9 protein-coding genes and 2 pseudogenes are annotated in these 12,297 nt (G+C 64.8%); 5 read left to right on the top strand and 6 right to left on the bottom strand.

What is annotated here, in order from left to right; all coding sequences use genetic code 11:
- The 4 genes and pseudogenes from VKI00_RS12025 to VKI00_RS12010 all read right to left on the bottom strand — a co-directional run.
- Window positions 1–205 (bottom strand): WXG100 family type VII secretion target (locus VKI00_RS12025; RefSeq protein WP_324437683.1); only part of this gene is annotated, 205 nt, incomplete at its 3' end.
- A gap of 69 nt (window positions 206–274) precedes the next feature.
- Window positions 275–1,528: a PPE family protein gene (locus VKI00_RS12020; protein ID WP_324437682.1), complete on the bottom strand. Its 1,254-nt coding sequence runs from the start codon at window positions 1,526–1,528 to the stop codon at window positions 275–277.
- Between the two features lie 15 nt (window positions 1,529–1,543).
- Window positions 1,544–1,843 carry a PE family protein gene (locus VKI00_RS12015; RefSeq protein WP_324437681.1) on the bottom strand — a complete coding sequence of 100 codons (300 nt, stop codon included), beginning with the start codon at window positions 1,841–1,843 and terminating at the stop codon, window positions 1,544–1,546.
- Window positions 1,844–2,088: 245 nt separating this feature from the next.
- A pseudogene (locus tag VKI00_RS12010) lies at window positions 2,089–2,780 on the bottom strand (dihydrodipicolinate synthase family protein); the annotation flags it as partial.
- Window positions 2,781–2,875: 95 nt separating this feature from the next.
- Between VKI00_RS12010 and VKI00_RS12005 the strand changes: the two are divergent.
- The 3 genes from VKI00_RS12005 to VKI00_RS11995 all read left to right on the top strand — a co-directional run bounded on the left by VKI00_RS12005 (window position 2,876) and on the right by VKI00_RS11995 (window position 7,572).
- The gene (locus VKI00_RS12005; protein WP_324437680.1) at window positions 2,876–4,447 is read left to right on the top strand and encodes a metallophosphoesterase family protein; all 1,572 of its coding nucleotides are present in this window, start codon (window positions 2,876–2,878) and stop codon (window positions 4,445–4,447) included.
- A 21-nt stretch (window positions 4,448–4,468) separates the two neighbouring features.
- Window positions 4,469–5,296 (top strand): mycofactocin-coupled SDR family oxidoreductase, encoded by an 828-nt coding sequence (locus VKI00_RS12000; protein WP_324437679.1) that lies wholly within the window; start codon window positions 4,469–4,471, stop codon window positions 5,294–5,296.
- Window positions 5,297–5,391: 95 nt separating this feature from the next.
- Window positions 5,392–7,572, top strand: a complete 2,181-nt coding sequence (locus VKI00_RS11995; protein WP_324437678.1) for a cellulase family glycosylhydrolase — start codon at window positions 5,392–5,394, stop codon at window positions 7,570–7,572.
- Between the two features lie 46 nt (window positions 7,573–7,618).
- Here the strand turns inward: VKI00_RS11995 and VKI00_RS11990 are convergent, their stop codons facing one another.
- Window positions 7,619–8,875: an NAD(P)/FAD-dependent oxidoreductase gene (locus tag VKI00_RS11990; protein ID WP_324437677.1), complete on the bottom strand. Its 1,257-nt coding sequence runs from the start codon at window positions 8,873–8,875 to the stop codon at window positions 7,619–7,621.
- A gap of 224 nt (window positions 8,876–9,099) precedes the next feature.
- Here VKI00_RS11990 and VKI00_RS11985 point away from each other — a divergent pair, with 224 nt between their 5' ends.
- Entirely contained in the window at window positions 9,100–10,362 is a 1,263-nt protein-coding gene (locus VKI00_RS11985; protein ID WP_324437676.1) for an acyl-CoA dehydrogenase family protein, read from the top strand.
- 31 nt (window positions 10,363–10,393) lie between these two features.
- A complete protein-coding gene (locus VKI00_RS11980; RefSeq protein WP_324437675.1) occupies window positions 10,394–11,287 on the top strand; it encodes a haloalkane dehalogenase in 894 nt (297 codons plus the stop codon).
- Between the two features lie 6 nt (window positions 11,288–11,293).
- Here VKI00_RS11980 and VKI00_RS11975 read toward each other — a convergent pair.
- Window positions 11,294–12,297 (bottom strand): annotated as a pseudogene (locus VKI00_RS11975) (HNH endonuclease signature motif containing protein); the annotation flags it as partial.

The following is a 12,297-nucleotide window of genomic DNA, read 5'->3' as shown; positions in this document are numbered from 1 at the left end:
TGACGATGTTGCGGAAGGCCTGGTTCATCTGGCCCATGGTGTCGTAAGACGTCATCTGGGCCGTACCGCTCCAGCTGGCACCGGCGATGTTTTGGCTCGACGCCCACATCTTGCGGGCCTCGTCCTCCACCGTCTGGGCGTGCACATCAAAACGGCCCGCCATCGACCGCATCTCATGCGGGTCAGTCATAAAACGCGTAGGCATATCAATCTCTCCTTATCTCGGTATCATTTGGGCGTTAATGCGTTGTGCGGCAACGGCATCCCCCATCTCTCACCCGCCGGCCGGCGTACGGGTTTCGACCTTCACGGGAGCCGTCTTGGCCGCTTGGGTGCCCATACCGCGCCCGCTCAGCGAACCCATAAGGGCTTGCGTGAACGGGCTGTTCGGCAGACCCGCCGCTGGGTTAGCCGGGCTGACACTGGTCGCGGGCAACACCGGGGCCGCTCGAACAGCCATCTCCGGTGCCTTGTTTGCCCAACCGTTCGGTATCGACAGCCCGCCCAACCGATGCGCGGAGGCCAGCTGAGCACTGATCGCCTGGCCCGCCGCCCGCATCTGGGCAGAGATGCCGCCCATCAGAGCTTTCATCTTGGCGTCGACGAGTGTGGAAACTTGGCCCAGCATCGCCTGTTGGCTTGCCTGCATCGCCTGGCTGGCGTTCATCGTGTTGGCCATGCTGATCAACATCTTGGCGGGCATGCTGGCCATCATCGTCGCGTAGTAGGCGCCCTGTACCGGAAGGATCGAATCCGTCGTCGACGTCGCACCGGTTCCAACCAGCGCGCTGAGTAACGTCGAGTCCAAAGATGTTGGTACACCGACGTCGGTCAGCACGGAGGTCCATGCAGTCTGTAATGGGGATGAGGTGCCGCCGCTAGGCACGGTGTTTCCGGTTCCGCTCAAGTAGGCGTTGAGCAACTGCTGCAGGGCAGTGCCCAAATTGCTGGTCGAATTCGCGGTCGACTGGGCGGCCGCGGCCGCGTTGGCCGACGTCCCCCCGTCGCTGGTCGTGGGCGCCGGGGTTTGCTCGGGCAACACGGTGGCCTGCGTGGAGGCCGCCGCATAGGTGTCCATCGTCAGGCCGTCCTGGATCCACATCTCCATGTAAAGCGCCTCGGTGGCCGCGATCGCCGGAGTGTTCTGGCCCAGGAAGTTGGTGGCGACCAGCGCCGCCAACAACGCCCGGTTGGCCGCGATCACCGACGGCGGCACCGTGGCGTCAAAAGCACCCTCGTAGGCGGCGGCCGCCGCCAGAGCTTGCGCACTGGTCTGAGCGGCTTGAATCGAGCTGCCCTGCAACCACGCGATGAAGGGCGCGGTCGACGAAGCCATGCTCGTCGCGGACGGACCAAGCCATGGGCCGCCGGTCAATTGCTGGATCACCGCCTGATATGAGGTGGCAGTGGTCTCCAAGTCGGCGGCCAACTCATCCCACGCCGACGCCGCCGCCATCAACGGTCCCGAGCCGGCCCCCGAGTACATCAGGGCCGAATTGACCTCCGGCGGGAACATCATAAAGCTCATTGCCCCCGGTCCCCCTTAGTCTGCAGCTGCCGCATTCGCCGCCTCAGCCAGCGCGTACGCCCCCGCGCCGGAGCGCAGTGCGGCGACCAACTGCTCATGGACTTCCGCTGCCTGAGCCGCGATCTGCTGATACGCCACGCCCTGCTTCCCGAACTGCGCCGCCGTCATCGCCGACACCATATCCGACGCCGCCGGTGCCAGCCCGGTCGTCGGCGCCGCCGCAGCCGCATTGCGGGCCACCATCGAGTCACCGATCCCGGACAGACTGCTCGCAGCCCCCGACAACACTTCCGGATTCGTAGTTACGAACGACACCCCGACCTCCTCAACGCGAACGTCAAGCACCCGGTCAGCTGTTCGCAACTATCAATTCATTTACTTTTTCCGAACAGCGTTCAGTCGGGCGCGTAACGGCTGGCCAATCGTAAATCACGAACACCCCTGCTGTGCTGAAAAAAACCAAAGACATTCCGCGCCGGATAAATTTTTCTTCATGCGACACAGGCAACTCTCAGGAACCAGCTGGGCGAGCGAAAACCGCGCCGCAGTCGGTGCTGCGCTCAGGCTTCAGTCAGCAACTTCTTCAGCGCAACGCGGCCCTTGTCGTCAAGCGGTAGCAATCGTCGACGCGGATCCCCCACGCCGACGCCGAGTAACTCCAGGCCGGCCTTCACGGTGGTCGCCAGGCCGCCGGCAACGATGAACTCGAGCAGCGGCTTGAGTTCATCGTAAATGGCTTGTGCTCTTGGTAATTCGCCTGCCCGTACCGCGTCGTACAGGTCGATGCAAAGGCTGTGGTCGTAGGCACGGCGCGGCCGTGCGCCAACCCGCGGCGCCTGCCTGCAGCGCGTCCAACACCAGCGGATTGCCGCCGTTGTAGAACGGCAGCCGGCCGCCGCTGAGCTGGTCGACGCACCGCATCGGGAAAGGTCAGCGGCGGACTCTTTGCCCATAGAGACGTTGTCGATAGTCTCAAACATTCGCACCAACAGTTCTGGGTTCATATCGACGCCGCTAGTGGCCGGGTTGTTGTAATCATGATCGGAATCCCAATCGCGTCAGTAATGCTGAGAAAATGCTTAAAGATTTCGCGTTCGGAAAGTTTCCAGTAACTCACCGCCAAGATCATCACCGCATCGGCGCCGGCGTGCTATGCCTACTTCGCAAGCCGCGTCGTCTTCGCGGTCGTCAAATCGGAAACGCCGACCACGAGGGGCATCCGGCCGTCGACCGCCGCGATCGCGATGTCGACGAATACCGGCGGATTTCAGTGCCGCTGCGGTCGGGCCGGCACACCGGGGTGTACGTGTTTGCCGGTTAGCCACCACGGGCCGGTATTAAGGACGCATGGGCGAAGAGCCGGAATCACCATCGGGCATCCGCCGCCGGACATTGCTGACGACGGGCGCTGCGGCGGCCATCGTCGGGGCGGGCGTCGGCGCGGCCGGCGTCGCGCTGCTTGGGACGCCGGGTCGTGGGCCCAGTCTGTGGACCCGGCCCGATCAGAGCGGCGCGCAACCGGTCGGCGGCCTGCATCTGCAATTCGGCAAGGATGCCTCCACCGAAGTCGTCGTCTCATGGCACACCACCGACCCTGTTCGCAACCCGCGGGTCATGGTCGGCACGCCGACGTCCGGCTTCGGCCGGGTCGTGCAAGCCGAGACCCGAACCTACCGTGACGCGATATCCAAGACCGAAGTGCGCGTCAACCACGCCCGGCTCGACAACCTGACTCCCGACACCGACTATGTGTACGCGGCAGTTCACGACGGCACCAATCCCGAGCTAGGGACGGTCCGGACCGCCCCGTCCGGGCGAAAACCGTTGCGCTTCACAAGTTTCGGAGATCAGGCCATCTCGACACAGGGCCAATTCAAAAACCCGATCTACGGCATCCACAACCTTGGATCGCCGGCGGCCGGAGATACCACGACCGCCATCGAACGTTTAGGACCGCTCTTCAACCTCGTCAACGGCGACCTGTGCTACGCCAACCTCGCCAACGACCGCATTCGCACCTGGTCGGACTGGTTCGACAACAACACGCGCTCGGCGCGCTACCGGCCATGGATGCCCGCGGCAGGCAACCATGAAAACGAATTAGGCAACGGGCCGGTCGGTTACGACGCATACCAGACCTACTTCGCATTGCCCGACTCCGGATCCGACGCCGAGGTCCGCGGGCTGTGGTATTCGTTCACCGCCGGCTCGGTGCGGGTGATCAGCCTCAACAACGACGACGTCTGTTATCAGGACGGCGGCAACTTCTACGTGCACGGCTACTCGGGCGGCGCGCAAAAGCGTTGGCTGGAAACCGAACTCGCCGACGCACGAGCAGACTCGCGAGTCGACTGGGTGGTCGTCTGCATGCACCAGGTAGCGATCTCCACCGGTGATCGCACCAACGGCGCCGACCTGGGTATCCGCCAGGAGTGGCTGCCGCTGTTCGACCGCTACCAGGTCGACCTGGTGGTGTGCGGCCACGAGCACCACTATGAACGCTCGCATGCGGTGCGGGGAACACTGGACACCGAAACCAAAATGCCGATACCCGTCGAGATCCGCGGCGACGTCATCGACACCAACAAGGGCACCGTGCACCTCGTCATCGGCGGTGGTGGCACCTCGACGCCGTCAAACACCCTGTTCTTCCCAGAGCCCAGGTGCCGCGTGCTGACCGGCGTCGGGCCGTTCGATCCGGCGATCGGGCGCAAGGCGCCGATCTACGTAACGGAGGATGCCCCGTGGTCGGCGTTCCGCGACCGCGAAAACCCCTACGGCTTCGTGGCATTCGACGTCGACCCCGGTTCTCCTGGCGGCAACACCTCGATCAAGGCGACGCACTACGCGGTCAATGGCCCGTACGGAGCGATCAGCGTGGTCGAACAATTCACGCTGACTCGGCCCCGCCGCGGCTAAGCGTTTCCTACGCTTGCCGGCATGACGACTACCGATCTTCCGTTGGCCGGCAAGGTTGCCTACGTGACGGGCGCCGCCCGCGGCCAGGGCCGCTCACACTGCATCAGGCTGGCCAGGGCCGGGGCAGACATCGTCGCCATCGACGCCTGCGGACCGGTCACCGCGCACAACGGCTATCCCCCGTCACAGCCGGAGGAGCTCGCCGAGACGGTGAATCTGGTAGAGGGTGAAGGACGCAAGGTCCTGGCCTCGGAAGTCGACGTCCGCGACGCGGCCGGCCAGCAGCGCGTGGTCGGCGACGCCATCGAACAATTCGGCCGTCTGGACATCGTGGTCGCCAACGCCGGGGTGCTCAATTGGGGCCGGCTGTGGGAGATTTCGGCGGAGCAGTGGCAGGACACCCTCGACATCAACCTGACCGGGCTGTGGAACACGATCAAGGCGGTGGTGCCGCCGATGATCGACGCCGGCAACGGCGGGTCGATCATCACGATCAGTTCCGCGGCAGGAATCAAGGCCGTTCCCGGCTGCGGGCATTACTGCGCCAGCAAGTTCGGCGTCGTCGGGCTGACCAACTCGCTGGCCGTCGAGCTCGGCGAGTTCGGGATCCGGGTGAACTCTGTGCACCCCTACGGCACGGACACGCCGATGGGTAACGACGTCTCGATGTACCAGGTGTTCGCCGACCACCCGAACTACATCCACAGCTTCTCCCCCGGCGCGCTTCCGACCGAATCGCTCGCCGCTCCGGACCTGATCTCCGACATCGTGGTGTGGCTGGCCAGCGATGCGTCATCGCTGGTGACGGCGGCTCAGATCCCCGCCGACAAGGGGTATCTGAAGATCTAGCCGAGCTGCTCAGGAAAATCTAGATTGCTTCTAAGTAATTTGTTAGGTTGAACCGCGCCCACCCAAAGCCAACGCATGTCTTAGGAAGGGCCAAGATGGCTCGTCATCGCACCACCGAGGTAGCTCGTCAGCCGCGCAAGAAATCGGTGCGCGGGTGTGCGCTTGGTTTGGGGGCGAGCGCGGGAGCGTTCTTCGCCTTCGGCATGGCACCGTTGATGACCGCACCACCGGCCGGCGCCGACGAATTCGACGTGATCCTCGACCCCATCATCAATTCCCTCTCGGCGATCGACCCCACGCTGGGCGCGGATTTGGGCGCGCTGGCGACGAGCTTCGATCCGACCTTCGCCGCGGACAGCGCGACGTCTGCCGCGACCGCCGCCGCCACCCCCGATTTTTCCGACCTGTTCAACCAGTACGTCTACACACCCACTCACACCGCCCTCGAGGACTGGATCAACAGCAACCTCGGTCATCAGGTCGACGGCTTCATCAACTCGGTGGCAGGGTCCGATGTGATCGGCAACGGCGCACCCGGCACGGAGACTGACCCCGACGGTGGTGCTGGCGGGTGGTTATTCGGCGACGGCGGCCACGGCTGGAACAGCGACGACCCCGGCGTTGCCGGCGGTGAGGGCGGCGCGGCCGGGATCATCGGCAACGGCGGTGAGGGCGGCGACGGCGGCGCCGGCGCCGACGGTGGCGACGGCGGCGCGGGTGGATCGTTCATGGGCATCGGCGGCGACGGCGGTAATGCCGGCGACGGCACCGCGCCCGATGGCTTGCCCGCGCTTGGTGGAGCCGGCGGCGATTCCAGCGTGCTCGGCATCCACGGCATGGTCGGTGACTTCGGCACGACGACCGGCGACCCGTCGGTTGCCGACTCCCTCGGGACGACCGGAGGCTTCCTCACCAACAGTGACGGACAGGTCGTCATGCTGCACGGACTGAACGAGGTGTACAAGGTGGCGCCCGGTGACCCCTTGGCCAGCGGGTTCAGCAACGACGACGCAGCGTTCCTGGCCGCCAACGGCTTTAACGCCGTCCGGGTCGGCGTCATCTGGTCCGACCTCGAGCCGGAGCCCGGCGTTTTCAACGCCGCTTACCTCGCCTCGATAGAGAGCACCGTGCAGACCCTAGGCAACCACGGCATCTACAGCATCATCGACTTCCACCAGGACGCTTACAGCACCGCTTTCGGGGGCGAGGGGGCACCGGCTTGGGCGACCGAAACCAACGGGGCAACCAACGTTTCGTTGCCCTTCCCGTACAACGAATTCTTCGATCCCGCCGAGCAGCAGGCCTGGGATTCGTTCTGGTCGAACGCCGACGCCCCGAACGGCATTGGGCTAGAAGACAATTACAGCCAGATGTTGGAGTACGTCGCCAGCGCCTTCAACGGCAACCCCAACGTGGCCGGGTTCGAGCTGATGAATGAACCGTCGCCAGGCTCATCGACGTTCCTGTCGACCCTGTTGGGCGGCTCGTTCTTCGACAGTCAGCAGCTGACTCCGTTCTACGACCAGGGGGCCGATGCGATCCGGGCCGTCGATCCGACCACACCGATCTTCTTCGAGCCCAACGTCCTCTCCAACGCGGGCATACCCACCGATCTGGGCACGGTGGACGCCACGAACACCGTCTTGTCGTTCCACGATTACTGCGAGTTCGACCTAGGGTCGCTGGGTTGCATACCGGGCGTCAGCGCGGTCGTGGGCAATGCCGAGGCGTACGCGGAGGCACACGATATCCCGGCATTCATGACGGAGTTCGGAGCCACCAGCGACCAGACCGCGATCGCCGCTCCGATGCAAGGCGCCGACGGCAACCTGATTGGTTGGACCGAGTGGGCCTACAGCAGCCAAGGCGATATCACCACCAGCGCGTCGCCACCGAGCTCCGAATCGCTGGTGTTCAACCCCGAGATGCCACCGAGTGGCACCAACGTCAACACCGCCAACCTGGACACGCTCGCCGAGCCGTACCCGCAGCTGATTTCGGGCACCCCGACGTCGTACTCGTTTGACAACGGCACCTTCGACTTCACCTACTCCACCCAGGAGGCCGACGGCCTGGGCAGCTTCCCCGGCGGCTCACAGACCACCATTTCCGTTCCGGCCGTGGAGTTTCCGAATGGCTACGAGGTGAGCGTCACCGGGGGAACGGTTGTCTCGGCGCCCGACGCTCCCGAACTGGTCATCGAGTCGAACGCCGGCGCAAGCACCGTCACCGTCGTGGTGACCGCCACCGCGGACGGCGGCGCCGGAGCGGGGTAAGAGTGACCTGACGTCTCTGGCGGTACGACGCCGACGCGCCAAGAATTTAACCGGCTGCGGGGTTGGGCCGATCTTGAACTACCGGTGCCGCGGCGGACAGGATGGCGTCGCGATTGCCGTTGAGCGGCGGATAAATTCGCTGGGTGTTGATGATGCGTTTGGTCGCCTTGGCTTGCTGGCCTCGGGCAACGAGGCGGCGGTCCCATCCTTCGGTGTACACCGCGCCCGCCGACCCGAGGTCGAGAATCGTGACGTACCACGGGATCTGAAGCGACAGCATCGGCTCACCCAATAGATCGCTGACCACGTTATGGCCGGCGTAGCGGCCCATGGGCCTGGCGTGCTGACATGACATCACAGACATGTGGTCATCGTCGACCTGCAGCGCTGCGACATCACCGGCTGCGAATACCCCCGGCATCCCGACCACCCGCAAGTACTCGTCGACCGGCAGCCGACCGAGATGATCACATTCAATGCCAAATTGCGCGGTCAGCGGATTGGCCTGCATGCCCGCACACCAGATCACCGTGCGGGTAGCTATTGTTTCGCCGCTGCTCAGTCTGACCCCCCCGGTACCGACCTCGGCTACGTCCACCGCGGTGCGAGTCTCGACGCCGATGTCGGCCATGGCCTGCTCGATCACCGGACGCGCGAACTCTCCGATGTCGGACCCGACGAACGAATGGCGGTCGATGAGCACCACGCGCGCCGCGCGCCGCGATGCGTGCGGGAGGCGGGCGGGCATTTCGCACGCGGTCTCGATACCGGTAAGACCCGCGCCGACGACGATCACGGTGTCGGTAGCCGAGTCGGCAGGACCGTCCGCCAGCCCGGCAAGGTGACGGCTCAGCTTCGTCGCGCTGTCGAAGGTGTCGACGTCGTAACCGAATTCGGCCAAGCCTGAGACGTTGGGCTTGACCACCTCGCTGCCCAGAGCGATGACCAGCCGATCGTAGGTGTGTGACCCGCCCGAGTAGGTCACGGTCCGGGTGGCCGGGTTGATTGCGGTGACGTCTGCTGCGATATGACTGACACCGACGGGCCCGAGGATGTTGCCCAACGGGATACGGCTCGGCGTTAGATCGGCCTCGTAGTTGCGTACTCGGATGTCATGGAATGGCCGCGAGCTAATCACGGTCACCCCGATTGCGCTTGGGACGATACCGAGTTCGTCGAGGCGCCGCGCGGCACCCAGGGCCGCCCATAGCCCCGCGAATCCCGAACCGAGCACCACGATCTCCTTCGCGCGGTCCGCCGCAGGTTTGTTGGATCCTTCGGCCCAATCGGGCTCAGACTGCATCGCGGCAAACCTCCCAAGATGCGGGCGTAGAACCCATCCAATCCGGCTTCTCCGAAGGCCGCCACCTTCGCGCACACCTGTTCTGTGATTCCGATGAGGCGATGCGCCATATCCATGAGCGGCGTTGCGCCCCGTCACGACGCCGACCTGGTGGTAACGTCATTACCGTTTCAGGCCAGTGTGACTCTCCGGAGACGTTATATGCATTCACGCAAGCTGCGGTCATGACCGAGACAGCATCGGCGCACGCAGGCGAATCGGTGGAGGCGTTCGCCGAGCGGGCCCGCACGTGGTTCGCCGACACCATGCCGCGCATCGACGACCCGAGTAATCCGCCCTACGCCGATCGCGGCGACGAGGCGTCGTGGCAGCACGTCCGCGAATTGCAGCGCCGGCTCTACGACGGCGGGTTCGCCGGAATTTGCTTCCCCACCGAGTACGGCGGGCTCGGGCTGGATATCGAGTATCAGAAGGCGTTCGACGCCGAAAGCGCGTTCTACGAAATGCCCCTGATTCTGAATGTCCCGACCTTCACCATCTGTTGTGCGACGATCCTCGACACCGGCAGCGAAGAGCAGAAACGGCAACACATTTCGGCGGCACTGCGCGGTGATGAGGTGCTCGTCCAGTTGCTTTCCGAGCCCAGCGGCGGCTCCGATTTGGCCGGGGTGATCACGCGCGCCGAGCGCCGCGGCGACAAGTGGATGGTCAACGGCGCCAAGACGTGGAGCACCGGAGCATTTGCCGCCGACTATGGACTTTTGCTGGCCAGAACGAACTGGGACGTGCCTAAACACGAAGGCCTGACAATGTTTCTGGTGCGCATGGACAGCCCAGGCATCACGTTGCGCCGGGTCAAGCAGGTCAACGGCTCCACTGAGTTCTGCGAGGAATTCTTCGACGACTTGGAGCTCAGCGACGACGCGGTGGTCGGCGAAATCGGTAAGGGCTGGGAGGTGGCCTCGCGCCAGCTGTATCACGAGCGGCGCGCGGTCGGCGGCGGCTCGGAATTCGCCAGCGGCAGCGGCAGCGAGAACAACCAGGAACAGCCACCCGACTACACCACGCTGCTGCGAGCTGCCGGGCTGGCTGACAACGAGCGTGTGCGTGAAACCGCCGGCCGCGCACTGACGCACCGCGCCGTGTGGGAGCAGTTGATCGACCACGTCTACCGAGGCGTGCTGGACGGCTCACTCCCCCCGACGGCCGGTTCGATCATCCGGCTTTTCCAGGCCGAGGAAGTTTCGCTCGAGGTCGACACCGCACTGGCGATCGCCGGCAGCGCCGGCGTCGTCAGCGTCGTTAAAGGGCCCGCCGACTTGCTCTTCGCCGGCGAACGCTACTTGTCCCGGCAAACCGCGGCGCTCGGCGGCGGCACAACGGAGATGGCGCGCAACGTGATCGGCGAACGTGTGCTGGGCTTTCCGCGCGAATACGCCGCCGATCGCGGAGTGCCGTTCAACCAGGTCAAGCACAACCGGGCCTGATCGGCTACCAACCCGTTGAGGAGGCGACGCCATGCTGAGCGCCAAACCGTATGGACAGCTGCGGTATCGGGAGATCGCGGGGAACCGCATGGCCTATGTCGACGAGGGCCGCGGTCCCGGCGGCACGACGATCGTCTTCCAGCACGGCAACCCCACCTCGTCGTATCTGTGGCGGAACGTGATGCCGCATCTGGAAGGTCTGGGCCGACTGGTCGCGTGCGACCTGATCGGGATGGGCGGCTCGGACAAGCTCAGCCCGTCTGGCCCTGACCGCTATCACTACGCCGAACAGCGTGACTACCTTTTCGGGCTTTGGGAGGCCCTCGATCTCGGTGACCGGGTGGTGTTGGTGCTGCACGACTGGGGATCGGCACTGGGCTTCGACTGGGCTAACCGGCACCGCGACCGAGTGGCCGGCATCGCATTTATGGAGGCGATCGTCACCCCGATGACGTGGCCGGATTTCCACGATAGCGTGCGAAGCGTGTTCCAGGGCTTCCGATCTCCCAACGGTGAGTCAATGGTTCTGGAGCAGAACATCTTTGTCGAGGCGGTGTTGCCGGGAGCCATCCGGCGACGGCTGTCCGATGAGGAGATGGGCAACTACCGCCGGCCGTTCGCCAAAGCGGGAGAGGACCGGCGGCCAACCTTGTCGTGGCCGCGGAACATACCGATCGACGGTGAGCCCCCAGAGGTCGTCGCCGTGGTCAATGACTATCGGGACTGGCTCGCGGAAAGCGACGTGCCAAAGCTCTTCATCAATGCCGACCCTGGAGCGATCGTTACCGGCCGGATCCGCGACTACGTCCGCAGTTGGCCGAATCTGACTGAAGTCACCGTTCCCGGCGTGCACTTCATTCAGGAGGACAGCCCGGACGAAATCGGCACGGCGTTAGCGCAATTCGTCCGGCAGCTGCCTGGCTAGACGTCCTTACGGTTCGTCGTCCTCTTCGTCGTCGCGCAGGAGTTTTTCGGGTGGTGGAAGGTGTTGGTTCGGGGTTGGCCGTGGTCGAGGTGTGGTGGGGGGATCCATTCGGTGTCGCCGTGCTGGTTTTTGCGGGTGGTCCAGCCTTGTTCGGCGAGCGGGTGGTGGGCGCCGCAGCCGAGTGTTAGGTCGTTGATGTCGGTGGTGTGGGTTTTCGCCCAGGGGGTGAGGTGGTGGACTTCGGTGAAATAGCCCGGGATGTCGCAGCCGGGTGCGGTGCAGCCGCGGTCTTTGGCGTAGAGCACGATTCGTTGGGCCGGTGAGGCGAGGCGTTTGGTGTGGTAGAGCGTCAGCGCTTTGCCGTTGTCGAAGATCGCCAAGTAGTGGTGGGCGTGGGAGGCCAGCCGGATCACGTCGCTCATCGGTAGCAGGGTGCCGCCGCCGGTGAGGCCCCGGCCGGCGGCGGCCTCCAATTCTTTGAGCGTGGTGGTGACGATGATCGATGCGGGTAGGCCGTTGTGTTGGCCCAGGTCGCCGGAGGCCAGCAGGGCACGTCCGGCGGCGGTGAGCGCGTCGTGGTTGCGTTGCGCGGCGCTGCGGGTGTCGTGCTCGATCGCTTGCTGTGGCGGTTGGCCGTCCACGACGGGCTCTTGGTCGACCGGATTGCACATGCCGGGTGCGGCCAATTTCGCCAAGACGGCGTCCAGGGTGGCGCGGGCTTCCGGCGTTAGATACCCGCTGATCGGGCTCATGCCGTCACTGTCTTGGTTGCCGAGGGTGATGCCCCGCCGCCGAGCCCTATCGTCGTCGGTGAAGTTGCCGTCGGGGTTGAGGCAGTCGGTGAGTTTGTCGGCCAGCTTGCTCAGCTCGTCGGGGCGATGCTCGCCGCCCAACCGGGCCAGCTGCGCCTCGGCCCGTTGGCGGGTTTCGACGTCGACGACGTCGGGCAGCCGATGCCAGAAACCGCGGATTACCGCGACGTGGCCGGCGCCGATGCGGCCTTCGCGTTG

Origin of the sequence: Mycobacterium sp. (assembly GCF_035314665.1) — a bacterium.
GTDB lineage: Bacteria > Actinomycetota > Actinomycetes > Mycobacteriales > Mycobacteriaceae > Mycobacterium.
This window is presented reverse-complemented; position numbering and strand designations above follow the sequence as displayed.